This is a genomic window from Pseudomonas zhanjiangensis, from assembly GCF_041027545.1.
Classification (GTDB): domain Bacteria; phylum Pseudomonadota; class Gammaproteobacteria; order Pseudomonadales; family Pseudomonadaceae; genus Aquipseudomonas; species Aquipseudomonas zhanjiangensis.
The window spans coordinates 14,293-39,562 of record NZ_JBFTEG010000013.1 but is presented as its reverse complement, the minus strand read 5'-3'; the positions used below and the strand labels follow the sequence as shown (position 1 = coordinate 39,562).

The following is a 25,270-nucleotide window of genomic DNA, read 5'->3' as shown; positions in this document are numbered from 1 at the left end:
GCGCCCTGGTGACTCGCTGGGCCACTAAGCTGGCTGGCAAGGCGACTTACCTGGGGCACAAGCACCGCTAGACTCCTTGGCATCTCATCACAACAGATGCCGAGGTGATTGCCATGACCGCTGCCCAAGTTCTGCCGACTCCAAGCCTCAAGGAGCAGGTCTCCGCCGCCGAGTGGCAGACTCGTGTCGACCTCGCGGCCTGTTACCGGCTGATCGCCCTGTATGGCTGGGATGACCTGATCTTCACCCACATCTCGGCGAAGATTCCGGGCACCGAAGACTTCCTGATCAACCCCTTCGGCATGATGTTCCACGAGATCAGCGCCTCCAGCCTGGTGAAGATCGACCTGGCCGGCAACAAGCTGATGGACAGCCCCTACAACATCAACCCGGCCGGCTATACCATCCACAGCGCCATCCATGAGGTGCGCCACGACGTCGCCTGCGTGCTGCACACCCACACCGCCGCCGGGATTGCCGTTTCCGCGCAGAAGCAGGGGCTGTTGCCGCTGTCGCAGCAGTCGCTGTTCGTCCTCTCCAGCCTGGCCTATCACGACTACGAAGGGGTGGCCATCAACCACGAGGAAAAGGCTCGCCTGCAGCGCGACCTGGGCGACAAGCATTTCTTCATCCTGCCCAACCATGGCCTGCTCACCGCCTCGGCCAGCATCGCCGACACCTTCCTGATGATGTTCACCCTGCAGCGGGCCTGCGAGGTGCAGGTCATGGCCCAGAGTGGCGGCGCCGAGCTGATCCATATCCCGCAGCAGGTCCTCGATGGCGCCGCGGCGATGGTCGCCGGAGTGATGAAGACCAGCCAGGGCATGGGAGGCCAACTGGCCTGGCCGGCGCTGCTGCGCAAGCTCGACCAGCAGATGCCGGGATACGCCGACTGATGGCCCGCGCCGGCATTGCCCTGGCGGACTGGCGCGAGCAGGGGCGCGAGCTGGATTTCGGCGGCCACGCCATCCGCTACTGGACCGGGGGGGCGGCCGAAGCCGAACCGCTGCTGCTGATCCACGGCTTCCCCACTGCCAGCTGGGACTGGCACTACCTGTGGCGGGCGCTCGGCGAGCGCTACCACCTGATTGCCTGTGACATGCTCGGCTTCGGCTATTCGGCCAAGCCGCGCGGCCACGACTACCGCCTGCTGGAACAGGCCGACCTGCAGCAGGCCTTGCTGCGGCACCTGGGTATCGACCAAGCGGTGCACGTGCTGGCCCACGACTACGGCGACAGCGTCGCCCAGGAGCTGCTTGCGCGGCACCACGAGGGGCGCATCCGCCTGGCCAGTTGCGTGTTCCTCAACGGTGGCCTGTTTCCCGAGACCCATCGCCCGGTGCTGGTCCAGCGGCTGTTGCTCAGTCCGCTCGGGCCCGTGCTCGGGCGCCTGTTCAACCGGCGCAAGCTGGCCGCCAATTTCGCCAAGGTGTTCGGTCCGCGGACTCAACCGGATGACCGCGAGCTGGACGACTTCTGGAGCCTGATCGCCCATAACGACGGCCCGGCGGTGATGCACCGGCTGATCCGCTACATGCCGGAACGCCGCGCGCAGCGCGAGCGCTGGGTGGCGGCGATGCAGCAGGGCGGGGTGGCGCTGCGGGTGATCGACGGCGCGCTCGATCCGATCTCCGGCGCGCACATGGTGGCCCGCTACCGCGAGCTGATCGCCGACGCTGATTGCGTGTTGCTCGAGGGCATCGGCCACTACCCGCAGACCGAGGCGCCGGAGCAGGTGCTGGAGCACTACCTGGCATTTCGCCAGGCCCTGGAGGGCAGCGATGCAGCGGCGACAACTGCTTAGACTCGGCGGTCTGGGCGTGGTCGCGGCGGCGGGCATAGGCTTCTGGCGCCTGCCCAGGGCTGACGCGCCCGCCGGGCTGCACATCGAGGACGCCCAGCGGCTGCTCGCCGAGCTGGCGGGCAAGCCACTGGCCAGCCGGCGCGGCTGGAGCCCGGCCGAGGTGTTCAACCACTGTGCGCAGAGCGTCGAGTATTCCATCGGCGGCTATCCAGAACTCAAACCGGCCTGGTTTCGCGCCAGCCTCGGGCCACTGGCCTTCGGCGTCTTCGCCGCCCGTGGGGCCATGCGCCACCGCCTCGACGAGGCCATTCCCGCGGCTGACACGCTGCGCGAACCGGCCAGCCAGGCGCAGGCGTTGCAGCGCCTGCGGCGGGCCTTCGCCAGGTTCGCCGACCACCGGGGCGAGCTGCAGCCGCATTTCGCCTACGGCTTGCTCAGCCATGCCGACTACGCCCAAGCCCATGTGCTGCACCTGTACGACCACCTGAGCCTGATTCGCGTGCTCGATCAGCCAGCATGATCATGGGCGGTCGCGATCATCCCTCAGCCTTATCGAGTACCATTCAGCCGTGGGCGTGTTGATTGTGACCGGCAGGCGAGTGCTGGACACTCGGCGCATTGCCCAACTGCCCAGGAGTCTCTGTCATGAGTGAAGCCGTTCGATTCAAAGACCAGGTCGTCATCGTCACCGGCGCTGGTGGTGGCCTGGGCCGCGCCCACGCCCTGCTGTTCGCCAAGCACGGCGCCAAGGTGGTGGTCAACGACCTCGGCGGCAGCACCCACGGCGAGGGCGCCAATGCCTCGGCCGCGGACAAGGTGGTCGAGGAGATCCGCGCCGCCGGTGGCACCGCGGTGGCCAACCATGATTCGGTGACCGACGGCGAGAAGATCGTCCAGTGCGCACTGGATACCTTCGGCCGCATCGACGTGGTGGTCAACAACGCCGGCATCCTGCGCGACAAGACCTTCCACAAGATGGAGGACGCCGACTGGGATCTGGTCTACAAGGTCCACGTCGAGGGCGCCTACAAGGTTACCCGCGCCGCCTGGCCGCATATGCGCGAGCAGGGCTACGGGCGGGTCATCTTCACCGCCTCGACCTCTGGCATCTACGGAAACTTCGGCCAGTCCAACTACGGTATGGCCAAGCTCGGCCTCTATGGCCTGACCCGTACCCTGGCCATCGAGGGGCGCAAGAACAACATTCTGGTCAACGCCATCGCCCCCACCGGTGGCACGCGCATGACCGAGGGACTGATCCCGCCGCAGGTGTTCGAGCAGCTCAAGCCCGAGCTGGTCAGCCCGCTGGTGGTATTTCTCGGCAGCGCTGCCTGCACCGAGACCTCGGGCCTGTTCGAGGTCGGTGGCGGCTGGATCGGCAAGACCCGCTGGGAACGCAGCCTGGGCGTCGGCTTCGACCCGCGTGCCGGCTTCAGCCCGGAGGACGTGGCGGCCAGCTGGCAGCAGATCTGCGACTTCGAGGGCGCGGCGCATCCGGCCGACAACATCGAGGCGCTCAAGGAAATGATGGCCAACCTGCAGCAATACGCCCTCTGATCGCGTCAGACCAACGGGGGAATCGGCCAGCGGGCTGATTTTCCTGGCGCAGGGATTTATGGTGAAGGCCGGCACAATGCCGGCCTTTCGTGTTTCTCGGAGGCGCACTGCCCAGGGAGCCTGTCATGAGTGTCATCGTCGAAAGCAACGGCCCGGTCACCACCCTGATCATCGATCGCGCCGCGGTGCGCAATGCCGTCGACCGGCCCACCGCCGAGGCCCTGGCCGCCGCGTTGCGCGCCTTCGAGGCGGACGAACAGGCCAGGGTGGCGGTACTCACCGGCGCCGGCGGAACCTTCTGCGCCGGTGCCGACCTGGGCGCGGTGGCCGCAGGCGGCAAGCGCGCCAATCGCCTGGAGGCGGACGGCGATGGGCCGATGGGACCGAGCCGCCTGCAGCTGAACAAGCCGCTGATCGCCGCCATCGAGGGCCATGCGGTGGCCGGCGGCCTGGAACTGGCGCTGCTCGCCGACCTGCGGGTGATGGCCGGCGACGCGGTGCTTGGGGTGTTCTGCCGGCGCTTCGGCGTGCCGCTGATCGACGGCGGCACCGTGCGCCTGCCCCGGCTCATCGGTCAGGGCCGGGCGCTGGACCTGATCCTCACCGGCCGTCCGGTGCTGGCCGAGGAGGCGCTGAGCATGGGCCTGGTCAACCGCGTGGTGGCATCCGGCACGGCGCTGGCCGCCGCCCAGCAACTGGCCCTGGAGATCGCCGGCTTTCCCCAGCGTTGCCTGCTGGCCGACCGCGCCAGTGCCTATGCGCAGTGGGACCTGCCGTTCGAGCAGGCCATGGCCAACGAGTTTCGTGGTGGCCTGGCGGTGGTCGAAAGCGGCGAAACCCGCGCCGGCGCGCGGCGCTTCAAGGCCGGCCAGGGCCGTCACGGCCGTTTCTGAGCGGGCGGTCGAAGCCGCGCAGGGTTCAGCGTTTGCCGGGAATACCGTACTTGCGCAGGCGCATGGCGATGGCGCTGTGCGAGGTCTGCAGGCGCGCGGCCAGCTGCCGGCTGGAGGGGTAGTTGACGTAGAGCTTCTCCAGCAGGGTCTTCTCGAAACCGGACACGGCCGCGTCCAGGCTGCCGATCTCGCCTTCCAGCGGCTGTGGTGCCACGGCGGTGCCGGCGATGTCGAGGTCGTCGGGCTGGACCAGGTTGCTCTCGCAGATCGCCGCGGCGCGGAAGATCACGTTCTGCAGCTGGCGCACATTGCCCGGCCAGCGGTTGGCCAGCAGCGCCGGGTAGGTCTCCGGGGTCAGGCGGCAGGGCAGGCGCTGGATCTGGGTGCAGGCCTGCTGCATGAAGTGGCGCGCCAGCAACAGGATGTCCTGGCCACGCTCGCGCAACGGCGGGACCTCCAGGTTGAGTACGTTGAGGCGGTAGAACAGGTCCTCACGAAAGCCGCCTTCGCCGACCATCTTCTCCAGGTCGCGGTGGGTGGCGCTGAGGATGCGCACGTTGACCTTGACCTCGCGCTCGCCGCCGACCCGGCGGAAGGTACCGTCGCTGAGGAAGCGCAGCAGCTTGGCCTGCAGGTAGGGCGACATCTCGCCGATCTCGTCGAGAAACACCGTGCCCTGGTTAGCCAGCTCCAGTAGCCCCGGTTTGCCGCCGCGCTGGGCGCCGGTGAAGGCGCCGGGGGCATAGCCGAACAGCTCGCTTTCGGCCAGGTTTTCCGGCAAGGCCGCGCAGTTCAGCGCCAGAAACGGCGCCTCGCGGCGCGCGCTGGTGGCATGGCAGGCGCGCGCCACCAGCTCCTTGCCGGTGCCGGTCTCGCCATGGATCAGCAGCGGCGCATCCAGGCTGGCGACGCGCTGGGCGCGGGTCTTCAGGGTGCGGATCGGCGGCGAATCGCCGAGCAGCGAGTCGAAGCCCTCGGCATGGTCGTGGTGCAGGGCGGCCAGGCGCGCGCCGATGCGACTCGGCTCGTACAGGGTCAGCAGGGCGCCGGCCAGGCGCCGCTGGCCGGCATCGACGGTCTCGCTGATCGGCGTGGCCTCGAGCAGCAGGGCCTGGCCGTTGAGGGTGACCTCGCGCAGCGGCAGGCGGAACTGCTGCTCCAGCAGCGCGTCCTGCAGCGCCGCATCGGCGAACAGCTCGCCCAGCGCCAGGCCTTCCGGCGCACGCCCGCACAGGGCGATCAACGCCGGGTTGGCCAGCAGCACCCGGCCCTGGCCATCGACCGCCAGCACCGGGTCGCTCATCGCCGCCAGCAGGGCGTCGAGCTGCAGGTGGCGGCGCTGGCCGGGGAGGATGTCGACCACGCTCACCGCCTCGACGCCGCGCACCTTGAACAGTGCCTCGCGCAGTTCGTCGAGCACCGCGGGGCTGAGGGTCGGTGCGTCTATGTAGACGTTGGGCGGGACCATCTCCACCGCATCCAGGTTGAGATTGCGCCCGCCGAGCAGGGCCAGGACTTCCTGGGTGATGCCGACGCGGTCGATGAAGGAGACGTGGATGCGCATACGGGCTGACTGGCCTGCTGGGTACAGGTGCGCAGTATGCCCGGTCTGCGCGGCTTAGTTAACCGCAGGGCCGGGCCCGCCGAGCTTCAACCGCAACTGATGCGGCGAATCATCTCGGCTTCGTCGATGTCGATGTTCAGCCGATGCCGGTTGTAGTCCAGGGTGACGGCATCGCCGGGGGCCAGCACCCGCACGCTTTTCGCCCCGGTCTGCAGGCGGGCCTGCTCGACCCGCTCGGCGGTCGCCTGCTTGCCCAGCAGGCCCGGCACCGCCTCGGCGCGGCAGTCGTGGTCGACCGGGGCGGCTGCCGGCTCTGGGGCGACGCTGGCGCAGCCGCTGAGGGTGGCGAGCAGGGTCAGGTTGAGGGCGGGTAGGTAACGCATGGAAGCCTCCGGCAAAAAAGGGTGTCGTGACTCGGACTGCAACGCCGGTCAGCCGTTCCCTGGTCGCTTCCGGCCACTGCTCAGGCGTGCCGGCGGTAGGCCAGCAAGACGATGCCGGCCACCACGATGGCGCCGCCAAGCAGCTGCAGCTGGCTGAGGGTCTGACCGAGGATCAGCCAGCCGAGCAGCAGGGTGGCCACCGGCTCGATGTTCATCACCGGGGCGTTGCGCATCATGTCCAGGCGCGGCATGCAGATGAACAGCAGGGTGAAGCCGGTGCCGTAGAGCAGGGCCAGCACGCCGAGGGCGAGCCAGCCGACCCGGGCGTCCGGCGTTGCCAGCCCGCCGGGCAGCAGGTCGCTGGCGCCGGCCAGCAGGGCGCTGGTGAACACCACCAGCATGGTCAGCATGCTGCGCAGCGAGCCGGGCAGCGCCGACAGCTTGTGCTCGGTGACCCAGAGCGCGCCGGCGAAGGCGCAGGCGGCGCACAGGGCCAGGCCGATGCCCAGCGTCCAGGTGGCATTGGCGCCTTGCTCGGCGCCCAGGCGTGCGGGCACGTCCAGGGCGAACAGCAGGCCGAGCAGGATCAGCCCCATCAGCCAGGCGCTGCGCCGGGTCGGCGGCGGGCCGCCGAGAGCCCAGCCGAGCAGGGCCAGGATGATCGGGAAGGTGTTGGCCGCCAGCAGCGCCAGGGCCACGGGAATCCGCGCCACCGCCGAATACAGGCACAGGCTCTGGGTGGCAATCAGCAGGCCCAGCAGCAACTGCCAGCGCCAGGCCCCGGGCGGCAGGCGCAGCGGCTGGCGCTGCAGCAGCACCAGGCTGGCGAGCACCAGCAGGGTCACCCCGGAGCGGCAGAGAATCGCCAGCAGCACGCCGGCTTGGTGATCGAAGGCGATCCGCGCGGCGATATGGTTGCCGGCGAAGGCCCAGGCAAGGGAAGCCAGCAGCAACACGGACAGGTGGCGGGGAAACAGGCTGGGCGAGGACATGGACGGCGAGGGGCTTCCTGGGCTGGCCGGCGGCGATTCACCGCCTGGCGCGCAAGGGTAGCGCAGGCGCAGGCCTGATGGTTGTGGCCGATGGGGCATTCGCTCGACGCCGTGGCGGATCCCGGAGGTTTTTCTGCCGCCGGCCGAGCACTGGCTATGTCCTGTGCGGGCGGCCAGGCTCTAAACTCTGTGGTTTTTCCGCAGGCAAGGACTCCCACCGTGCAGCCGGTCATCTCCATCGAGCAACTGAACAAGACCTACGCGTCCGGTCATCCGGCGCTGCAGGCCATCGACCTGAGTATCCACAAGGGCGAGATCTTCGCCCTGCTCGGCCCCAATGGCGCCGGCAAGACCACCCTGATCAGCATCATCTGCGGCATCGTCAATCCGGGCAGTGGGCGGGTGCTGGTGGGGGGCAAGGACATCATCAAGGACTACCGCGCCGCCCGTGCGCAGATCGGCCTGGTGCCCCAGGAGCTGGTCAGCGACATGTTCGAGACGGTCTGGGCCACGGTCAGGTTCAGCCGCGGGCTGTTCGGCAAGAAGCCCGACCCGGCCTATCTGGAGCGCCTGCTGCGCGACCTGTCGCTGTGGGACAAGCGCGACGCCAAGATCATGGAGCTGTCCGGCGGCATGAAGCGCCGGGTGATGATCGCCAAGGCGCTGTCCCACGAGCCGCAGATCCTGTTCCTCGACGAGCCCACCGCCGGTGTCGACGTCGAATTGCGCCGCGACATGTGGGCCATGGTCCGCGGCCTGCGCGAGCGCGGGGTGACCATCATCCTCACCACCCACTATATCGAGGAGGCCGAAGAGATGGCCGACCGCATCGGGGTGATCAGCAAGGGGCGGATCATCCTGGTCGAGGACAAGCAGGTGCTGATGCACAAGCTCGGCAAGAAGCAGCTGACCCTGCAGCTGCAGCAGCCGCTGGCGAGCATTCCCGCCGAGCTCAATGGCCACCGCCTGGAGCTGATGGACGACGGCAACGCCCTGGTCTTCACCTTCGACGCCCAGCATGAGCACACCGGCATCGCCGAACTGCTCAAGGATCTGGCTCAGCGCGGCATCGACTTCAAGGACCTGCAGTCGAGCCAGAGCTCGCTGGAAGAAATCTTCGTCAACCTGGTGCGGGAGCAGCGCGCATGAACCTCTATGGCATCCGCGCCATCTACCTGTTCGAACTGGCGCGTACCTGGCGCACCCTGCTGCAGAGCATCGCCACCCCGGTGATCAGCACCTCGCTGTATTTCGTGGTGTTCGGCTCGGCCATCGGCGCCAGCATGAGCCAGGTGCACGGGGTCAGCTACGGTGCCTTCATCGTGCCCGGGCTGATCATGCTGGCGCTGCTCACCGAGAGCATCTCCAACGCCTCCTTCGGCATCTACATGCCCAAGTATTCGGGCAGCATCTACGAGCTGCTGTCGGCGCCGGTGTCCTACCTGGAGATCCTCATCGGCTATGTGGGCGCGGCGGCGACCAAGTCGATCATCCTCGGCCTGGTGATCCTGGCCACGGCGCGGCTGTTCGTCGACTACCAGATCCTCCACCCGCTGTGGATGCTGGCCTTCCTGGTGCTGACCGCGGTGACCTTCAGCCTGTTCGGCTTCATCATCGGCATCTGGGCCGATGGCTGGGAGAAGCTGCAGATCGTTCCGGCGCTGATTGTCACCCCGCTGACCTTCCTCGGTGGCAGCTTCTACTCGATCAGCATGCTGCCGCCGGTGTGGCAGACGGTGACCCTGTTCAATCCGGTGGTCTATCTGATCAGCGCCTTCCGCTGGAGCTTCTACGGCGTCTCCGACGTCGACGTGGGCCTGAGCCTGGCGATGATCTTCGCTTTCCTGCTGCTGTGCATCCTCGCCGTCGGCTGGATCTTCAAAAGCGGCTATCGCCTGAAGAACTGAGGCGTGCCGCTCGACCCCGGATGCAGGTCTGGCCGGGGCGGAGAAATTGCGTAGAATGCGCGCCCTTTTTCCACCGGCAGGAGCGCTCGATGAGCTTCAACTTGGCAAACAAACCCAACGAACAACGCAGCGTCGAGGAAGCGGAAAAGGCGCGGCTGTTCGAGCTCTGGCAGCACAACCTGCAGCGGGCCAAGGCCGATGCGGCGCGCCTGGTCGGCGAAAAGGGCAAACGCAAGGGCAAGTGGGAAGAGTGGCTGCGCGCGCAGCTGGCCACGCTGACCCCGGCCGAATACGCCAGCATGGTGCAGCGCGAGGTGCGGCGCCTGCTGGCGGCGCGCTAGCGAGTCGCGAGTACCGGCAGCGAGGCGGGGCTTTGCCCGCTTATTCCCGTGGTGCTGCTGGATCGAGCAGGTCTTGCGACTCGCTGGCCTGCAGGTCCTGGTCGATCTGCCCGGCCAGGTCGCGGATGACCCGGGTGTCCACCTCCGTGGGCGCCGGCGGCGGTTCTGCACGGTGAGGGAGCGGGGCTGCGGCGGCGGCCTGGGTGCGCTCCTGAATGTGCAGCCGCCAGGTCGGCTCGGGCAGGTCGATGCCGGCGGCTTCCAGGGCCAGGGTGACCCGGCGGATGGCTTCGCTTCTGATCATCAGGAAGTCATGGGTGCGTTGGTCGACCCAGCCGAGGTAGCGCAGCTGGACGCTGGAGTCGCCGAGCGCGTCGATGAAGGTGCGGGGCGGTGGCGTGTGCAGAACCCCTTCCAGCTGCTCGAGCTGGTCGATGCCGATGCGTTGGGCGATCAGCACATCGGCGCTGGTGGCCAGGCCCACATCGAACATGAAGCGGCGGCTGGGGTTGCGTGTGTAGTTGAGGGTGACGCTGCGAAATACCAGGGCATTGGGCAGGCGCAGGTGGTTGCCATCCGGCGTCATCAGGATGGTCGCCCGCGAGGTCAGGGCAATGATCAGCCCCTCGTTGCCATCGATCACCACGTGGTCGCGTGGGGCGAACGGCTGGCGCAGGCTCATCAGGATGCCGGCCAGGTAGTTCTCCAGGGTGTCCTTGAAGGCGAAGCCCAGGGCGATGCCAAGCACGCCGGCGGTGCCGAGCACGGCCCCGACTAGGGCGGTGGCGTCCATGATCTCCAGCGCCGCCAGCAGGCCGACCAGGACCACGGCCCAGTGCACGGTGGTGCCGATCAGCTCGCGCAGAAACGGATTGCGCCGGGCCAGGCGGGCGAGCAGGGCACGCCGCGACAACCAGCGGCCGACCAGCCAGGCCAGCCAGACCACCAGCACAGCGAGGGCCAGCAGCGGCAGGGCGGCGAGCAGGCCATAGGCCTCGTTCAGCAAGCGCTGGATCACCTCGTCGATGTCGATTCGAATGCTGTTCACGCTCATTTCCTCTTGCGCCGCCAATTGCGGCGCAGCGCTCAGGCCAACCGGCGTACCTGCAAGACTAGTAGACCGGTGCATCCACAGCCGCGTGCGAAGCGCCGGGCTGCCTGGGGGGCAACGCCTGAGCGCGATGCTGGCCGTGGGAATAGAACTGCGCAGTGCGTGACGGCCCGGGGCGTCGCGGGCACGCGGCGGGGCTGGCGTTGTTCAGGCGTCAGCCCCGCTGTTCGCTACTCGCTGCCGCTGGCCAGGGGCGGGGTGCGGGGCGGGATCCGGCGTTTGCTGCCGAGCGCCTCGAAGGCCGCGGCGAAACGCAGCAGCGCCGAGTCGTCATAGGCGCGGCCGGCGAAGGTCAGGCCGACGGGCATGCCGATGTCCGCCATGATGCCCATCGGCACCGTGACGGTCGGAACGCCCAGGTGGCGGATGGCGAGGTTGCCGTTGGCGACCCAGACGCCGTTGCTCCAGGCGATGTCGGCGGATTGCGGATCGACATCGGCGTTCGCCGGGCCGACGTCGGCCACCGTCGGGAAGACCACCGCATCGAGGCCCAGGCGTGCCATCCAGTCCTCCAGGTCGATGCGTCGGGTCTTCTCCAACCCACGCAGGCCGTCGGGCAGGGTGGCGATCTGGTCCCAGGGGGTGATGCCGCGCTCGGCCATGCGCACGTATTCGTCCATGCCGGCGGCGAGGTCGCCCTCGCGGTTCGGCAGGGTGCCCGGGTCGTGGGGGAAGATCAGCGGCCCGTCGACGTCGACCAGGCGATTGAGCTTGGGATCGCCGTTGGCCTGGAGAAAGTCGTCGAAGGCCCAGGCGGTCAGGTCCCACAGTTCGTGGTGGAGGAACTCCTTGGAGACCAGGCCGCGGGTGAACACGGTCGGTGCCCCCGGGCGATCGCCCTCGCAGTTGGACACCAGCGGGAAATCGACCTCGACCACTTCGGCGCCGGCGGCCTCGAGGCCCTGACGTGCCGCTTGCCAGAGGTCGATCACCGAGGGACGGGTGTGGATGCGCTGCCCGGTCGGGCCGCCGATACCCGGCGCCTCGGCCGTGCCCGCGTCGGGGTCGGCGTTGATGTACATGCGCGGCACGCCGAACCGCTTGCCGGCCAGGGCGTCCGGTTGTGCCAAGAGCTCCGCATAGCGGGCGGGGCGCACCGCGGTCACCGGCGGAATCGGCACCCAGGGCTGCAGGCGCCACAGGTCGCCCCGGGTGTCGGGGTCCTCTGCCACCACCACGTCGAGCACCTCGAGCAGGTCGGCCATGGTTCTGGTGAAGGGCACCACCACATCCATGGTCGGGGTCAGGGGCCAGTTGCCGCGCACCGAGATCACCCCGCGCGACGGTGTATAGGCGCACAGTCCATTGTTCGAGGCCGGGCCGCGGCCGCTCGACCAGGTTTCTTCGGCCAGGCCGAAGGCCGCGAAGCTGGCCGCGGTGGCCGTCCCCGCACCGTTGGACGAGCCGGAGGCGAAGGGCGCGGTGAGGTAGTCGGCGTTGTACGGGCTCTCGGCCCGACCGTAGACGCCGCGCTGCATGCCGCCGTTGGCCATGGGCGGCATATTGGTCTTGCCCAGGCAGATCGCCCCGGCCGCGCGCAGGCGCTCGACGGTGAAGGCATCGCGATAGGCAATCAGGTCCTTGAATGCGGGACTGCCGGAAGCGGCCGTGAGCCCCTTGACCAGATAGCTGTCCTTGGCCGTGTAGGGGATGCCATCGAGCGGGCCCAGGGGCTCCCCTCGGACCCGGCGCGCATCGGCGGCCTGCGCCTCCTTGAGGGCATCGGGGTTGCGCACCACGACCGCGTTGAGGGCGGTGGGGCTGTCGGCGCCGTCGTAGGCGTCGATTCTGGCGAGGTAGGCCTCGACCAGCTCGACCGCGGTCGTCCGGCCGGATTCGAGGGCGGCGCGCAGTTCGGCGATGGAAGCTTCGGTGACCTCGATCATACTGTCACCTGCAGCTGCCGGTGGGTGAGGTGGGCAAACCTTTCTTCACGCTTAACTCTGGGCTTCAAGCAGTCGTTGCCCTCGAAATGACTTCTCATATCGGTCCTCGTTGCGCTGCATGGCGCCGCAAGGGCTGAACATGCATTGGAGCTTGGGCTTGCGAGGCGCCGGATCAATCCGGCTGGTGCCAGGCAAGGATTATAGGCCTCAGTGTACCGTTAGCAGCCCATGACCGAGGGCGAAAGCATCGAGCGCGCGCTTACGTCAGCGAGGCTCGTTTGGCAGCTGCCCTAGAGTGTTTGGCAAAGGTGGCAGGCACGATCTAGGTCGGTAAGCGCGCCATAAGGCCCACCAACCGCTGACGAGCTGGATCAGGCTGCGGTCTGAATCCAGGCGCTGTCCGCCTACATTTGCCCAGCAAGCTGGGGGCTAACGAGCCTGGATTGAAGCAATCGTGCTACCCAAGGGGGAGTCGCTTGTTACTAACCAGGCCGTGGTTCGCCAGGTGATTGAGTCAATCTTAAGCTGGTCATACTCGTTTTTACTGGCGCAGTAATCCTTTTGCGCCAGTGCCTGAATTCCTACCGAGTATTTGCAGAAAGCTCGCCGGCCTGAGTGGTTCGGGCCTATACGTACTGTTTGCCGATTAGGCTTGGCAATCAGCTCGTGTACGCCTCGGGTAATGATGTAGCCGGAAAAAGTGAAATAGCAGCAGAAGCTAACGATCGCCAGCGCTGCTAAACGCTTTCGCTGGCTGTCATGCGTGAGGAATTTTACCTTGACATCCAATCGGTAAAGCAGGACTGCTATCGGCAAGGACGCTAAGGCACCTAGTAGGCTCAGCTCAAAGGGGCCGAAGCCAGCGAGGTACATGCTGTAAAGGAGGGGTAAAAATAGAGCTGCCAGCAGCAGTCTACTGAGCTTGGGCAGATCATACTTCTTCAGCATGGCCTGAGCTTTCCTTAGCTTGATTCGACACTGCCAGCTACTGAAACGAAAAGCCCTGTAAAAACAGGGCTTTATCTTTTGGATTCTGGAGCGGGCGAAGGGAATCGAACCCTCGTCATGAGCTTGGGAAGCTCAGGTAATGCCATTATACGACGCCCGCTTCGGCGGGAGCCTTTATACCCGAAGTCGTGGGGAAAATGAAGCCCACACCGAGCGCAATGGGTTGCGGCTCGGTGTTTTGCTGTCGACCGGCGCGGATTCATACGGCCATCGCGTGCTGCAGTTCCGGGAGCGGACGGTAGATGCGCTCGCGTTGCGGGCTGCCCTGGAGGAAGCCCAGCAGCACGTCGCGGCTTTGCAGCCAGGCGGCCTTGTGCTCCATGTCGAGGAAGTGTCCGGCGTTGTCGATGGTGGCGAACTGGCAAGCGCTGAGGTGGTCGGTGAGTACGCGCACATCCTTGGGCGGGGTGTACTCGTCGTGCTCGCCATTGACGAACAGCACGGGAATCCTGATGCCGGCCAGGCACTCCATCTGGCAGTGGCTTTCCATGTGCACCACCTGATTGACGTGGGCAAACATCTGCCGGTACTCGTGTTCGTCCAGGCTGCTGATGTGGCGATGGTTGAAGCGCTTGAACAGCGACGGCAGGTGCTTGCCGATGGTGTTGTTGACCAGGTGGCCGAGGTTGGAGCCATCCGCGGCGTGCAGGTAGTTCAGGCCCTTTTCCAGGTAGTCGAGCATCGCTTCGTTGAGCAGTGGGGAGAAGGAGGTGATCACCGCCTTCTCGATGCGCGCCGGACGCTGCGACAGGGCCAGCATGGCGGCGACGCCACCCCAGGAGAAGGATTGCAGGTAGTCGACGCGGAAATGCTCGATCAGGTCGAGAAGGATATGCGCCTCGTCTTCCTTGCTGATCGGCCGTGCGTTGCTGTTGTGCGGCTTGGATTGGCCAGCATAGGGCTGATCGTAGAGGACCACGTTGAACTGCGGGTGCAGGTACTTGACCGTTTGTGCGAAGGCCGCGGTGGTGGCCAGCGAGCCATTGACCAGGATGATGGTCTTGCGCGCCGTTGGGCTTGCGTAAAACTCCGTGTGAACCTTGTAAGTCCCGTGAACATCGACGACAGCGATAGCTGGCTTCATGTTGTTTCCTCCTGGCGCAAGATAGGCAAGGCAAGCGGAGTAGCCGTTTGCCGGGCAAGCAACGTAGGACAGTAGGAAAGCGCCTGGACATGACAAGCGAATGTCAGGCTGGGGATTTTTATAAGTTATTTATTTTCAATCAGTTAGGGCTGAAATAGAGCATCCGCTCCAACCTTTTCACGAGGGGTGGAGGGCGTCTTGTAACCAGGCAGGAACCCATTTTGCGCAGCGCGCAGATAACCGAAAGAACGCTTAGATGGCCTTGGTGACTCGGCGGTCACTTCAAGACCTTATGGCTCGATTTAAGCAGTGGCCCCCGGTGGAGGCAAGCCTTTATTTGATTAGGCCGCTACCGTTTATCGGGTAGCGAGCTAAGTATTGTGACTCGGGCGGGATTTCGCGTCGGTGTCGCTCAGAAACTGCCGATCTCGTCGGCCTCCAGGGCGCGGTACTGGCCAGGGCAGAGTCGCTCATCCAGCTGGAGTGCGCCCATGCTGACGCGATGCAGGTCGACGATCTTGTTCTGAAAATGGCCGAACATGCGCTTGACCTGGTGGTAGCGGCCTTCGTGGAGGGTCAGGCGAGCGCGGCGCGGGGCGAGGATCTCCAGCTCGGCAGGGCGGGTCACCAGGTCTTCGAAGCGGAAGTACAGGCCGGCGGCGAACACCTCGACACAGGCCGGGTCGATCGGGTCCTCGGTGTCGACCAGGTAGACCTTGGGCTGCTTGTTCTGCGGAGCGGTCACCCGGCGCGACCACTGGCCATCGTTGGTGATCAGCAGCAGGCCGCTGGTGTTGAGGTCGAGGCGCCCGGCCAGGTGCAGGTCGTGCGTGTCCGGCTCGTCCAGCAGGTCGAGTACGGTGCGGTGCTCGGGGTGTTCGGTGGCGCTGACCACGCCGATCGGCTTGTGCAGCATGAAGTAGCGTGCGGCCTTGCCGGCCTGCAGCACTTCCTCGTCCAGCTCGACTCGGCTGAAGATACGCACCTCGCGGCGGCCGTCGAAGCAGGGCTGGCCGTCCAGGCGAACGCGGCCACCGGCCAGCAGTTGGCGGGCGTCCTGGCGGTTGAAGCGCGGCAGGTTGCTGAGAAAACGGTCGAGGCGCATGTCAGTCGCTTGGCGTGACGGGCGGCAGGCCCTGGGCGCAGCGCGGGCACAGGCAGGCTTTGTGGCGCTGGTCGGCTGGCAGGTGCTCCAGCACGTCGGCTGCAACCACGGCGGCGAAGCACCAGCAGTCCTGTGCCGGCGTGGGGCAGTCGGCCTGGGCGCACTGGTTGCCCTGGCCGCACAGCGGACAGGTTTGGGCTGGTCTGCTCATGCGGTTTCCTCGCACAGGCGGTTGCGCCCGGTCTGCTTGGCGCGATAGAGGGCGCGGTCGGCGCGGGCGATCAGCTGGTCGAGGGCATCGCCTGCCTGCAGTTCGGCCAGGCCGATGCTGGCGGTGATGCGCAATTCGCTGCCGGCATAGCTGAAGCGGCTCTGTTCGACTTGCTGGCGAATCTTCTCGCCCAGTTGGCGGGCCTGTTCTGGCGTGGTGTCCTTGAGCAACAGGATGAACTCCTCGCCACCCCAGCGGCAGATGATGTCGGCCTGGCGCAGGTTGTCGCCCAGTCGGCGGGCGAAGCCGCGCAGCACCTCGTCGCCGGCCAGGTGGCCATGGCTGTCATTGAGCTGCTTGAAGTGGTCGAGGTCCAGCAGCAGCGCGCACAGCGGGCCCTGGTTGCGTCTGGCCTCCTGGATCGCCTGATTGGCCAGCAGGTCGAAGCCACGGCGGTTGGGCAGCTCGGTGAGTGCGTCGGTGGTGGCCAGGGCGCCGATGCGCGCCTGGTAGCGGCGCAGGGCCAGGCTTACCAGGCTTAGCACTATGGCGGTCACCAGCAGGCAGATCAGCAGGTTCAGGTACAGCGACTGGCGGATGCCGGCGACGGCGCCGTTCTCGTGCTTGTCGACGTACAGGTACCAGTTCAGTTCGGGAATGAAGCGCACGTTGAGGAAGTGGGTGCGGCCGTGCTCGTGGTACTCGAAGTTGCCGTCGCGCGGCCGTGGCAGCTTGGCCAGCAGCTCCTCCAGGCCGTCGACCTCGCTCAGCGCCTGGCCGACCCCGGCGCCGAGGGGACCGCCGCTGGCGCCGGTGAGAACGATGCGCCCGCTGCCGTCGACGAAATAGACGCTGCGGCCATAGCGGGTCTGGTAGTCGTCGATCAGCTCGATCACCGCATCCACGGTCAGGCCGACGCCGGTGGCGCCGATGAAGCGCTGTTGGTAGTCGAACACCTGGTAGTTGATGAATACGGTCAGGCGGTCCTGGTTGGCCAGGTCGACGTCGACATTGATCTCGTAGGGCGCCTGCATCTCGCGCACGCGAAAGTACCAGGCATCACGTGGCTCGTCTGGTTTGACCTGTTTGAGTACGCCCTGGGTCTGGTAGTAGGTGCGGGTCCGTTCCGAGACGAAGAAGCTGGTGACCGCGCCGTAATGCGCCTGCACTTCGCGCAGGTAGCGGGTCATCTGCTCGACATCCTGTTCGCCGGCCATCACCCAGTCCCGCACGAAGGTATCGCGTGCCATCATCGAGGAGATCAGTACGGGGCGGACCAGGTCTTTCTGGATCTCCGAATAGACGTTATCGGAGGTCAGCGGCAACTCGGTGTTGACGATGTTGCTGCGGATGGTCTCGCGCGCGGCGTAATAGCTGACCAGCGAGGTGGTGAGAAAACCACAGCCGAGTAACACCAGGAGGAGCCAGACCAGGGCGCCTTGGCTGATTGTTGAGCGTGGCGACGGCATGCGATGTTCTATAGGGAAAAGGTGGCGCCATGCTAGCGCGCCGAGAGCGCATCGTCATCGGCCATTGGTATGAGCCGCGGGCGTTTTTCCCTGCCTGACTGTGTTCAGGGCAACGATGTCGATGGCTGCTGCGCCTTCCAGGTCCTGGCCGTGGTTCGTTAGCGCTGGCGACGAAGGGTGCGCAGCCACCCTGCACTTCCTCCGCAAGGCACTGTCCAACCGGATATGAGCACCCCCTAGGCCAGTATCCGCTGGCCTTGCTTTTGATGGGGTCGTGGGAGGGCATATGGCCTTTAGAACCTTGCTTGTGGCGTTGTTGGGGCTGTCCACCACCGGCTGTGCGGTATATGGCGGCTATGACCACTATGGTTACGACCGCTACTACACGCGCGACTACCATCACGTCGAACGCTATCCGGTGTATGTCGCTCCTCGGGTCTACTACCATGACGGCTATCGCTACGACGGCCGGCATCATGACGACGGCCAGCGCGACCATGGCCGCCGGCATGACCGGCGCCACTATCTGCCGGCCCCCCAGCCGCACGACTTCAGCCACGATCGTCGCCGGCAACAGCGCTTCGACCAAGATCGGCAGGGCCAGCGCGCCGACCAGCCGCGACGGGATCGGCCAAGGGCCAACGATCAGGGGCAGCCAGCTGGGCGACATTTTCAACGAGCAGAGCGCGATGGCCGGCGTGACCATAATCAGTCTGCTGCGCATCGCGCCGAGCAGGCGCAACCCTCTCGCCGTGGTCAGAGCCAGGCCCAGGAGCAGCGGCGCGCCGCGCCGCCGCAGCGTCATGCATCTGGCAGACGTGACAATGACCAGGGCGACTGGCCACGGCATCTCGATTAGCTCTTGCAGCCGTCGAGCGCCGCGTCTTCTCGCGCGGCGCTGATCCTCCGGAGCGCATCGCCAAGGCGCCTCCCCTGAGGGCGCTTGGCGATTGTTTTTTTCCCTGATGCCCCGCAACATGGCCGCCGAGCGGATCTAGGGAATCCTCAGTTTGCAGATAGGACGTAGCGAAGCATTGCCCGCCCGTCGCTGGCCGTGGGCGCTTGCCGGGCTGTTGGCGATGGTGCTGGGTACCTGCGTACTCTCGGCCGACTGGGATTTCTCGCGTATCGGCAAGCGCGCTGACGAGCTTTACGGGCTGTCGCGGGACGGTCGCGAGCGCCTCGAGGAGTGGCAACGGCTGTTGCACGACCAGGCCGATGCGCCTGAGGCCGAGCAGCTCAAGGCGGTCAATCGCTTCTTCAATCTGCGCCTGCGCTTTCGCGACGATATCGAACTGTGGCGGGCCGCCGACTACTGGGCGACCCCGGTCGAGGCGTTGCACCGCGGCGCCGGCGATTGCGAGGATTTCGCCATCGCCAAGTACTTCAGCCTGCGCCAGCTCGGCGTGCCGAGCGAGAAGCTGCGCATCACCTACGTCAAGGCGGTGCGCCTGAACCAGGCGCACATGGTCCTCACCTATTACCCCCAGCCGACGGCCACGCCGCTGGTGCTGGATAACCTGATCGATGCCATCGAGCCGGCCAACCGCCGTAGTGACCTGGTGCCGGTCTATGCCTTCAATGCCGAGGGGCTGTGGCTACCCGGCAGCGGCGGCGGCAAACACGTCGGGGACAGCAAGCGCCTGTCGCGCTGGCAGGATCTGTTGAAGAAGATGCGGGCCGAGGGTTTTCCCTGACAGGGCCGGAAGGAGTCGTTCATGTCACTGTTCAAGCAGCTGTTCATCGCCATCTGCGTGCTGATGCTGGTGAGTTTCACCGGTAGCTTTCTGGTCAGCGTGGAGAGTTCGCGCGAGCAGCAGGTCAACCAGTTGCGCGCCCACGCCCAGGATGCGGCGACCGCACTGGGCCTGTCGCTGAGCCCGCATATCAATGATGCGGCCATGGTCGAGCTGATGGTCAGCTCGATTTTCGACAGCGGTTACTTCGAGAGCATCCGGGTGCTGGACTCGGCCAGTGGCGCGGTAATGGTCGAGCGCAGCGGGGTGCCGGTCAGTGCCGGGGCGCCGCAGTGGTTCGCCGACCTGGTCGGACTGGCCCCGGCCAGCGGCGATGCCATCGTCAGCGACGGCTGGCGCCAGGCCGCGCGAGTCGAGGTCACCAGTCACCCACTGTTCGCCGTCGGCAAGCTCTGGCAAAGCGCCCTGGGCATCCTGCTCTGGCTGGGACTCAGCGGGCTGCTGTGCATCCTGCTCGGGGTGCTGCTGCTCAAGCGCCAGTTGCGTCCGCTGGATTACATGGTCGAGCAGTCCAATGCCATCGCCCGGCGTGAATTCCTCAGCCTGCCGGAACTGCCCAAGACCCCGGAGTTCCGCCGGGTGGTCAATGCCATGAACCAGATGGTGGAAAAGCTCAAGGCGCTGTTCGCCGAGGAAGCCGCGCGCAGCGAGAAGCTGCGTGCCGAGGCCTATCAGGACAGCCTCACCGGCCTGGCCAACCGGCGCTACTTCGACCTGCAGCTGCATGCGCGCCTGAGCGTCGAGGAGCAGGCCTGCAGCGGTTTTCTCCTGCTGCTGCGGGTCAATGACCTGGCCGGTCTCAATCAGCGTCTGGGCGGGCAGCGCACCGACCAGTTGCTGGTCGCCGTGGCCGGGCAGTTGCAGCAGCTTGGGCAGGGGCGCTTCGTGATGGCGCGCAACCGCGGCGGCGAGTTCGCCCTGCTGGCCCCCGGCGTGGATCGCGACGAAGCGGAGCAGCTGGCCGAGAGCCTGGTCGCCGCCATGGTCAACCTGCAGCGCACCGGAGCCAGCGACTGCGTGCCGCTGGCCCATATTGGCATGACCCCCTTCGCCCCCGGTGACGAGCCCGCCGACCTCTATCGCGCCCTGGACGCGGCCCTGGCTCAGGCCGCCAGCCAGACCCTGCAGCACTGGGCCTGTAGCGAGGAGGGCGCGCAAAGCCCGGCCGCCGATGAGCGTCGGAGCTGGTACCAGCTGCTCGACCAGGCGCTTGAGCAGGGGCGCTTTCAATTGTTCTTCCAGCCGGTGGTCAATGCCCTGGAGCCGTCGCGGGTGCTGCACCACAAGGTGCTCGCCCGCCTGGTCGACGAGCAGGGCGCACTGGTGCCCGCCGGACGCTTCCTGCCCTGGCTGGAGCGTTTCGGCTGGAGCGCCCGCCTGGACCTGGCCATGCTCGACTGGCTGCTGGCGCATATGCAGGCTCACGCCGAGCCGATGGCCCTGAGCCTGTCCGGTTCGACCCTGCGCGACCCACAGGCGCTGAGTGCGCTCTATGAACGGCTGCGTCAGCAGCCGCTGCTGGCCGGGCGTCTGACCCTGGAGCTGGACGAGGACCAGTTGCCCGAGCAGGATGTCCTCGAAGCCCTGACCCAGCGCCTGCATGCACTGGGTTTCGGCTTGGGCCTGCAGCACTTCGGCGGCCGCTTCAGCATGATCGGCAACCTGGCCAAGCTCGGCCTCGGCTATCTCAAGGTGGACGGCAGCTATATCCGCGCCATCGACCAGGAAAACGACAAGCGCCTGTTCATCGAGGCCATGCAACGGGCAGCCAACAGCATCGATCTGCCGCTGATCGCCGAGCGAGTCGAGACCGAGGGTGAATGGCAGGTGCTGCGGGAGATGGGAGTCAGTGCGGTGCAGGGGCGCCTGTTCGGTGAGCCGGCACCCTGGAGGTAGCTGAGGCCGGGCTGATCAGATCAGCCCGGATTCATCGTCGTTGATCAGCCGTTGCAGTCCGCCGAGGACATCGCGCGCCTTGCTCCGGCCGACCAGTTTGCTCTGCGCAGCCTCGGGCAGATCGGTGATACGTACCACGCCCTTGCGGATCAGCACGGTGATCAGGTCTTCGAGTACCCGGATCATGTCCAGGTCGCTCTGCTGCAGCTGCAGCAGACTGTTCTCCACCGCCTGGTTGGCGTACCAGGCCTGAGCCTCCTGGCTGTCGGCGGTAATCTCGCCATCCATGCCCTCGAAGGGCGCCGCCTCGACCTGGGTGAGGTTGCCCCAGGCATCACGCTTTACATACAACATCGACCACTCCTTGCCCTATCGACTGCCCTGACAGAAAACCCCGCTAGCCGATGGTAGCGGGGTTTTGCCCATCAGGTGTGATCGATCTTGATGGTCGGGTCGGCACCGGCGATCAACGAGCTGATACTGCTGCTCGACAGGTTCACGCCGCTGAGCTCGATACTGGTGTCGGCATTGGCCGCCGCGCCGCCGGCATCGTTCAGGTGGCCGGTCGAGCTGATCAGCAGGCTCGAGGTGCCACCGGCATCGGTCACCAGTTGCAGGTAGTTGTCGATGGTGGCATCGGTCTCGCCCTGCAACAGGTCGCGCAGGTCGATGCGGTCGCCTTCGCCGATATTGAAATCGAGGACCTTGTCCTTACCGGTGTCGCCAGCCTTCCAGGTGAAGGTATCCGCGCCAGTGCCGCCGATGAGGATATCGTCGCCCGCGCCACCGATGAGGATGTCGTTGCCGGTACCACCGTCGAGGGTGTCATTGCCCGCGCCGCCACTGAGGGCGTCGTTGCCTGCGCCGCCGCTGATGTAGTCGTTGCCGGTGCCGCCGACAAAGGCCGAATTGGCCGAGCCGCCGATGATGGTCTTGGCGACGCTGGCGCCGTCAGTGATTTCGAGAGACAGCGTCGGCGCGAAGCCAGTGGGCAGCGCCGAGCTGGTGACCAGGTAGATCTTGTCGGTTCCCGAGATCGCCGTAGAGGTGTTCAACAGGGAGGTGTAAGGGCTCAGGTCGAACACGCCCTGCGCGTTGGCGTTGATTTCCTGGTAGCTGCCGTCGGCCAGTACCACGTTGATCGAGGAGCCGGCCGGCAGGTCGCTGAGCGTGAAGCTGGTGATGGTCTCCGGCGTGCCCACCTTGTCCTGCACCACGGCATACACGTCCAGCGGATAGCTGTAGCTGGTCAGGCCCGTCGGGTTGGGGTCGATGGCGATGTACTCGATCTGGAAACCGTTGTTCTTGGCGTTGGCGCCGAACGCATTTGCAGCGCCCAGGCCGATAGCCAGGTTGCTCATGTCGGCGCTGATCGAATAGGTCACGTTGGCGGATTCATTGCCGCCCTGATTGAACAGGCCGCCGTCCAGCGTGGCATTGAGCGTGGCTTTGGTGATGGTGCCAGTGATGCCGGTGAGGTTCACGGACCAGCTGCCACCGGTAGTGACCGTGGCAACACGGGTCACTGTACTGGTGACGCCGGCGTTGACCACTTCCAGTTGCAGTTCCACCTTGAGGTTGGCAGAGGACACCACGCTGGAGGATGAGGTGCTGATGGCGCCAGTCAGCGTGCTTTGCCCCACCAGGTCGGCAGTTTCCAGCTTGCTGCTGATCTTGACCACGTCATCGGCCGAGTTCTTCAGTTTCAACGCCAGGTATTGCATGCCGGTCGGGAAGCTGAAGTTGATCGCTTCATTGCCGTCGATGCGTTGGGACTGTGTGCCGTTGTCGCCCGGGCTGTTGACACCCAGGTTGTTGCCGCCCGACCAGTTGAAGGTGGCGCTACTGCCGGTGGAAATGGTCACGCCATTGCCGAAGGTGTACTGGCTCTTGCCGGTCAGGCCACCGTCGCTGGTGAAGCTGATTTCATTGACGACCGGGGTGCCAATGACAATGGATACATCGCTGCCGGGTATGGCGTCGGCCACCGGATTGATGGTGATCACGCTGCTGTCGGTATCAGTCAGCACACCGCCTGCACCGGTATTGCCGCCATCGTTGCTGGTCATGCTCAGGGTGACGCTGCCGCTGTCATCCTTGAGCGGGATATAGCTCGGCTGAGTCGCCGGCGATGCCAGGTAGGCGTTGATGTCGGCGAGGGTGCCGCTGAGCACCAAGGTGCCGGTGCCCGCGCCGCTCACGTTGACGCCGCTGGCCGCCGCAGCACTCAGGCTGCCGCGGGCAACTGCCAGGGTGACGGTAATCAGGCCCGAAGCGGCGTCCACATCGCTCACCGACAGTCCGCTCAGCTTGATCGCCGTGTCCTCATTGGTGGCATAGCTCGCCGGCAGCTGATTGACCGGCGCATCGTTGACCGGGTTGATCAGGATGGACACCGTGGCCGGGGTCTGGTCCGGGTTGCCGGCGACATCGCTGGCGCGATACTGGAAGTCGGTGCTGCCGTTCCAGTCGGCGTTCGGCGTGAAGCTCAGGTTGGCCTGACCGCCGACTGCCGGAATGGCCTGGCCGATCAGCACTGCCTGGCCGTTATAGCTCAGGGTGCCGTTCGCCGGCAGGCTGGTGATGGTGAAGTTGGCAATGCTGCTGTCGGCATCGGTCGCGTTCAGCGTGATGGTAATGGGGCCGGAGTCCTCATTGGCGACAATGGACACATCAGCGGTTTCGGGGGCGGTAGTGTCGCCAATGCTGATGGTGGCGGAGTTCGATTCGGTATCCGAGCCGTCCTGAGCCGTAGCCGTCACGGTCAGGCTCAGATTGCCGGTCGGGTTGCCGGGGATACTCATGGTCAGGCCGGTGATGCTCACCGCTTGGGTGGTCGGGTCCACCACGACGGAGTAGCTGCCGCTGCTGGTCAGGGGCAGCGTCCAGGTGCCGTCGCCGTTGGCGGTGCCGGCCGACAGGGTGGCGCCGGCGGGAGCCGCGACCGTGATGCTGGCAATGGACTCGGAGTAGTCGATGTCGGTCGGCGTCGCCGTGATGGTCAGCGGATAGCTGGTGCTGGTCGCGAACTCGATCGAATTGATCAGGTAGTCATCGCCAGCGCGCGGCGCGGTGAACTCGATGCGGCTGATCGCGGCGCCGGTGCTGCTGGTCAGGGTGATGGCCGGATCGATGGAGTCGGTTATCCCGGCAATCGTGTTGCTACCGATCGGGTTGCCGGCGCTGTCGAACAGGGTGTAGGTCGCTCGCTCGCCGGTATGCAGCCAGGCGAATTTGACGGTCGCGCTCGCGACCGGCGCATCGAAGCTGACCACGAGGCGCTCCGATTGGCCGCCCGAGTAGCCGAGCTCGCTGTCGGCGCCGGAAGCTGCGCCGACGACCCCGAAACCGGCCGGGCTGCTGTTGCTGGATATCACCCCCGCGGTGCCATCGGGATTGAAGGCCTGGACGGTGAAGCCTTGGCCACTGGCTGCGGCGTTCGTGCTGGTGATGGTTGTGGTGCTGTTGCTGGCGGCGCCGACATCGATGGTGACGATCGGCGCATCGGCAACCGGGGTTACATCGAAGGTCAGCGTATTGGGCGTGGTGGCGAACTGACCGGCCTGGTCGCTCACCGAGAACCTCAGGCTGGTATAGCTGTCGCCGCTGGCGTCATGGGCAGGCGTGAACGTCAGGTTATTGAGGTCGGCCAGGGTAATGACCTGGCCGCTGCTCACTGCGGCGCCGTTCAGTTGCAGCGAGCCCGCGCTCGGCAGGCTATCGATGCGCACGGCCTGCAGGCTGTCACCGGCGTCTATATCGACGAAACCGAAGTCGGCAGCGCTGAAGCTGTGGCTGCTGTCTTCATTGAGGCTGATGACGCCATCGGTGCCGGTGGGAGCGTTGTCGACGCTGTAGCCCTCGGTGTCGGTGGCGCTGCCGACGTTGCCGGCGGCATCGGTGGTGCTGATGCTGGCGTCGATGGTCAGGTCGCTATCGGCGACCAGGTCGGCGCCGGGCACGCCGATGCTGAAGGTGTTGCCGGTGACGACCAGGCCGGTGAAGGTCTTGCCGTTGACGGTCAGGGTGACGGTGTCACCGACCTTGGCGTCGCCGCCGACGGTGCCGGTGATGGCGATGGTCTGGCCGGCTTCGCTGGCGTTGATGATGTCATCGGCGGTGATGTCGGCATCGAGGCTGATGGTCGGCACGGGCAGGTCGGTGTCGACGCTGTAGCCCTCGGTGTCGGTGGCGCTGCCGACGTTGCCGGCGGCATCGGTGGTGCTGATGCTGGCGTCGATGGTCAGGTCGCTATCGGCGACCAGGTCGGCGCCGGGCACGCCGATGCTGAAGGTGTTGCCG

The 25,270-nt window shown here is 66.1% G+C and carries 23 protein-coding genes and 1 tRNA gene; 11 read left to right on the top strand and 13 right to left on the bottom strand.

Translation table 11 applies throughout. The features are described from left to right. Positions 1-113: 113 nt before the first annotated feature. The 5 genes from AB5S05_RS15930 to AB5S05_RS15910 all read left to right on the top strand — a co-directional run bounded on the left by AB5S05_RS15930 (position 114) and on the right by AB5S05_RS15910 (position 4,254). Positions 114-896, top strand: coding sequence for a class II aldolase/adducin family protein (locus AB5S05_RS15930; RefSeq protein WP_369288496.1), 783 nt, complete (start codon positions 114-116; stop codon positions 894-896). Continuing rightward, entirely contained in the window at positions 896-1,804 is a 909-nt protein-coding gene (locus tag AB5S05_RS15925; RefSeq protein WP_369288495.1) for an alpha/beta fold hydrolase, read from the top strand. Before AB5S05_RS15930 ends, AB5S05_RS15925 begins: the two co-directional genes overlap by 1 nt. Further along, positions 1,782-2,324 (top strand): DUF1569 domain-containing protein, encoded by a 543-nt coding sequence (locus AB5S05_RS15920; RefSeq protein WP_369288494.1) that lies wholly within the window; start codon positions 1,782-1,784, stop codon positions 2,322-2,324. Before AB5S05_RS15925 ends, AB5S05_RS15920 begins: the two co-directional genes overlap by 23 nt. A 125-nt stretch (positions 2,325-2,449) precedes the next feature. Beyond that, positions 2,450-3,361, top strand: a complete 912-nt coding sequence (locus AB5S05_RS15915) for an SDR family oxidoreductase (protein WP_369288493.1) — start codon at positions 2,450-2,452, stop codon at positions 3,359-3,361. Positions 3,362-3,486: 125 nt separating this feature from the next. After that, the gene (locus tag AB5S05_RS15910) at positions 3,487-4,254 is read left to right on the top strand and encodes a crotonase/enoyl-CoA hydratase family protein (RefSeq protein WP_369288492.1); all 768 of its coding nucleotides are present in this window, start codon (positions 3,487-3,489) and stop codon (positions 4,252-4,254) included. 25 nt (positions 4,255-4,279) lie between these two features. Here the strand turns inward: AB5S05_RS15910 and gcsR are convergent, their stop codons facing one another. From gcsR to AB5S05_RS15895, 3 genes are all read right to left on the bottom strand, one after another. Further along, on the bottom strand, positions 4,280-5,818 hold the full coding sequence (gene gcsR, locus AB5S05_RS15905; RefSeq protein ID WP_369288491.1) for a transcriptional regulator GcsR: 1,539 nt from the start codon (positions 5,816-5,818) through the stop codon (positions 4,280-4,282). A gap of 86 nt (positions 5,819-5,904) precedes the next feature. Next, positions 5,905-6,201 (bottom strand): I78 family peptidase inhibitor, encoded by a 297-nt coding sequence (locus AB5S05_RS15900; RefSeq protein WP_369288490.1) that lies wholly within the window; start codon positions 6,199-6,201, stop codon positions 5,905-5,907. 80 nt (positions 6,202-6,281) lie between these two features. Then, a complete protein-coding gene (locus tag AB5S05_RS15895; protein ID WP_369288489.1) occupies positions 6,282-7,193 on the bottom strand; it encodes an EamA family transporter in 912 nt (303 codons plus the stop codon). 219 nt (positions 7,194-7,412) lie between these two features. On the opposite strand from AB5S05_RS15895, the gene AB5S05_RS15890 reads away from it, so the two are divergent. The 3 genes from AB5S05_RS15890 to AB5S05_RS15880 all read left to right on the top strand — a co-directional run bounded on the left by AB5S05_RS15890 (position 7,413) and on the right by AB5S05_RS15880 (position 9,441). Then, positions 7,413-8,342 (top strand): ABC transporter ATP-binding protein, encoded by a 930-nt coding sequence (locus AB5S05_RS15890; protein ID WP_369288488.1) that lies wholly within the window; start codon positions 7,413-7,415, stop codon positions 8,340-8,342. Continuing rightward, positions 8,339-9,100, top strand: coding sequence for an ABC transporter permease (locus tag AB5S05_RS15885; protein ID WP_369288487.1), 762 nt, complete (start codon positions 8,339-8,341; stop codon positions 9,098-9,100). Before AB5S05_RS15890 ends, AB5S05_RS15885 begins: the two co-directional genes overlap by 4 nt. Positions 9,101-9,189: 89 nt before the next feature. Then, positions 9,190-9,441, top strand: a complete 252-nt coding sequence (locus tag AB5S05_RS15880; RefSeq protein ID WP_369288486.1) for a hypothetical protein — start codon at positions 9,190-9,192, stop codon at positions 9,439-9,441. A gap of 40 nt (positions 9,442-9,481) precedes the next feature. Here AB5S05_RS15880 and AB5S05_RS15875 read toward each other — a convergent pair whose 3' ends face one another. The 8 genes from AB5S05_RS15875 to AB5S05_RS15840 all read right to left on the bottom strand — a co-directional run bounded on the left by AB5S05_RS15875 (position 9,482) and on the right by AB5S05_RS15840 (position 17,315). After that, a complete protein-coding gene (locus AB5S05_RS15875; protein ID WP_369288485.1) occupies positions 9,482-10,489 on the bottom strand; it encodes a mechanosensitive ion channel family protein in 1,008 nt (335 codons plus the stop codon). A gap of 233 nt (positions 10,490-10,722) precedes the next feature. Continuing rightward, the gene (locus AB5S05_RS15870) at positions 10,723-12,438 is read right to left on the bottom strand and encodes an amidase (RefSeq protein WP_369288484.1); all 1,716 of its coding nucleotides are present in this window, start codon (positions 12,436-12,438) and stop codon (positions 10,723-10,725) included. A gap of 429 nt (positions 12,439-12,867) precedes the next feature. Beyond that, positions 12,868-13,386, bottom strand: a complete 519-nt coding sequence (locus AB5S05_RS15865) for a hypothetical protein (RefSeq protein WP_369288483.1) — start codon at positions 13,384-13,386, stop codon at positions 12,868-12,870. Between the two features lie 86 nt (positions 13,387-13,472). Continuing rightward, positions 13,473-13,546 (bottom strand) — tRNA-Gly (locus AB5S05_RS15860). A gap of 99 nt (positions 13,547-13,645) precedes the next feature. Beyond that, positions 13,646-14,530 carry an alpha/beta fold hydrolase gene (locus AB5S05_RS15855; protein WP_369288482.1) on the bottom strand — a complete coding sequence of 295 codons (885 nt, stop codon included), beginning with the start codon at positions 14,528-14,530 and terminating at the stop codon, positions 13,646-13,648. Positions 14,531-14,942: 412 nt separating this feature from the next. After that, a complete protein-coding gene (locus AB5S05_RS15850) occupies positions 14,943-15,635 on the bottom strand; it encodes a 16S rRNA pseudouridine(516) synthase (protein WP_369288481.1) in 693 nt (230 codons plus the stop codon). A 1-nt stretch (position 15,636) separates the two neighbouring features. Then, positions 15,637-15,846 (bottom strand): cysteine-rich CWC family protein, encoded by a 210-nt coding sequence (locus AB5S05_RS15845; protein WP_369288480.1) that lies wholly within the window; start codon positions 15,844-15,846, stop codon positions 15,637-15,639. Then, positions 15,843-17,315, bottom strand: coding sequence for a sensor domain-containing diguanylate cyclase (locus AB5S05_RS15840; protein WP_369288479.1), 1,473 nt, complete (start codon positions 17,313-17,315; stop codon positions 15,843-15,845). The genes AB5S05_RS15845 and AB5S05_RS15840 overlap by 4 nt, the downstream gene beginning before the upstream one ends. A 286-nt stretch (positions 17,316-17,601) precedes the next feature. On the opposite strand from AB5S05_RS15840, the gene AB5S05_RS15835 reads away from it, so the two are divergent. The 3 genes from AB5S05_RS15835 (at position 17,602) to lapD (ending at position 20,968) form a co-directional block, all read left to right on the top strand. Continuing rightward, entirely contained in the window at positions 17,602-18,174 is a 573-nt protein-coding gene (locus AB5S05_RS15835; RefSeq protein WP_369288478.1) for a hypothetical protein, read from the top strand. Between the two features lie 220 nt (positions 18,175-18,394). Then, positions 18,395-19,012, top strand: a complete 618-nt coding sequence (gene lapG / locus AB5S05_RS15830) for a cysteine protease LapG (RefSeq protein ID WP_369288583.1) — start codon at positions 18,395-18,397, stop codon at positions 19,010-19,012. 21 nt (positions 19,013-19,033) lie between these two features. Further along, entirely contained in the window at positions 19,034-20,968 is a 1,935-nt protein-coding gene (gene lapD / locus AB5S05_RS15825; protein WP_369288477.1) for a cyclic di-GMP receptor LapD, read from the top strand. 15 nt (positions 20,969-20,983) lie between these two features. On the opposite strand, the gene AB5S05_RS15820 is transcribed toward lapD, so the two are convergent. Continuing rightward, on the bottom strand, positions 20,984-21,322 hold the full coding sequence (locus tag AB5S05_RS15820; protein WP_369288476.1) for a tryptophan synthase subunit beta: 339 nt from the start codon (positions 21,320-21,322) through the stop codon (positions 20,984-20,986). Positions 21,323-21,393: 71 nt separating this feature from the next. Continuing rightward, a partial coding sequence (locus tag AB5S05_RS15815; RefSeq protein WP_369288475.1) for an Ig-like domain-containing protein occupies positions 21,394-25,270 on the bottom strand: 3,877 nt, incomplete at its 5' end.

What these genes read in the sequence shown, in the direction of transcription:
- AB5S05_RS15870 (WP_369288484.1), bottom strand. Translation starts at nt 12,438, where the DNA reads ATGATCGAGGTCACCGAAGCTTCCATCGCCGAACTGCGCGCCGCCCTC.
- gcsR (WP_369288491.1), bottom strand. Translation starts at nt 5,818, where the DNA reads ATGCGCATCCACGTCTCCTTCATCGACCGCGTCGGCATCACCCAGGAA.
- AB5S05_RS15925 (WP_369288495.1), top strand. Translation starts at nt 896, where the DNA reads ATGGCCCGCGCCGGCATTGCCCTGGCGGACTGGCGCGAGCAGGGGCGC.
- AB5S05_RS15835 (WP_369288478.1), top strand. Translation starts at nt 17,602, where the DNA reads ATGGCCTTTAGAACCTTGCTTGTGGCGTTGTTGGGGCTGTCCACCACC.
- AB5S05_RS15845 (WP_369288480.1), bottom strand. Translation starts at nt 15,846, where the DNA reads ATGAGCAGACCAGCCCAAACCTGTCCGCTGTGCGGCCAGGGCAACCAG.
- AB5S05_RS15895 (WP_369288489.1), bottom strand. Translation starts at nt 7,193, where the DNA reads ATGTCCTCGCCCAGCCTGTTTCCCCGCCACCTGTCCGTGTTGCTGCTG.
- AB5S05_RS15850 (WP_369288481.1), bottom strand. Translation starts at nt 15,635, where the DNA reads ATGCGCCTCGACCGTTTTCTCAGCAACCTGCCGCGCTTCAACCGCCAG.
- AB5S05_RS15865 (WP_369288483.1), bottom strand. Translation starts at nt 13,386, where the DNA reads ATGCTGAAGAAGTATGATCTGCCCAAGCTCAGTAGACTGCTGCTGGCA.
- AB5S05_RS15885 (WP_369288487.1), top strand. Translation starts at nt 8,339, where the DNA reads ATGAACCTCTATGGCATCCGCGCCATCTACCTGTTCGAACTGGCGCGT.
- AB5S05_RS15920 (WP_369288494.1), top strand. Translation starts at nt 1,782, where the DNA reads ATGCAGCGGCGACAACTGCTTAGACTCGGCGGTCTGGGCGTGGTCGCG.
- AB5S05_RS15880 (WP_369288486.1), top strand. Translation starts at nt 9,190, where the DNA reads ATGAGCTTCAACTTGGCAAACAAACCCAACGAACAACGCAGCGTCGAG.
- AB5S05_RS15930 (WP_369288496.1), top strand. Translation starts at nt 114, where the DNA reads ATGACCGCTGCCCAAGTTCTGCCGACTCCAAGCCTCAAGGAGCAGGTC.
- AB5S05_RS15915 (WP_369288493.1), top strand. Translation starts at nt 2,450, where the DNA reads ATGAGTGAAGCCGTTCGATTCAAAGACCAGGTCGTCATCGTCACCGGC.
- AB5S05_RS15910 (WP_369288492.1), top strand. Translation starts at nt 3,487, where the DNA reads ATGAGTGTCATCGTCGAAAGCAACGGCCCGGTCACCACCCTGATCATC.
- lapD (WP_369288477.1), top strand. Translation starts at nt 19,034, where the DNA reads ATGTCACTGTTCAAGCAGCTGTTCATCGCCATCTGCGTGCTGATGCTG.
- AB5S05_RS15855 (WP_369288482.1), bottom strand. Translation starts at nt 14,530, where the DNA reads ATGAAGCCAGCTATCGCTGTCGTCGATGTTCACGGGACTTACAAGGTT.
- AB5S05_RS15900 (WP_369288490.1), bottom strand. Translation starts at nt 6,201, where the DNA reads ATGCGTTACCTACCCGCCCTCAACCTGACCCTGCTCGCCACCCTCAGC.
- lapG (WP_369288583.1), top strand. Translation starts at nt 18,395, where the DNA reads ATGGTGCTGGGTACCTGCGTACTCTCGGCCGACTGGGATTTCTCGCGT.
- AB5S05_RS15820 (WP_369288476.1), bottom strand. Translation starts at nt 21,322, where the DNA reads ATGTTGTATGTAAAGCGTGATGCCTGGGGCAACCTCACCCAGGTCGAG.
- AB5S05_RS15840 (WP_369288479.1), bottom strand. Translation starts at nt 17,315, where the DNA reads ATGCCGTCGCCACGCTCAACAATCAGCCAAGGCGCCCTGGTCTGGCTC.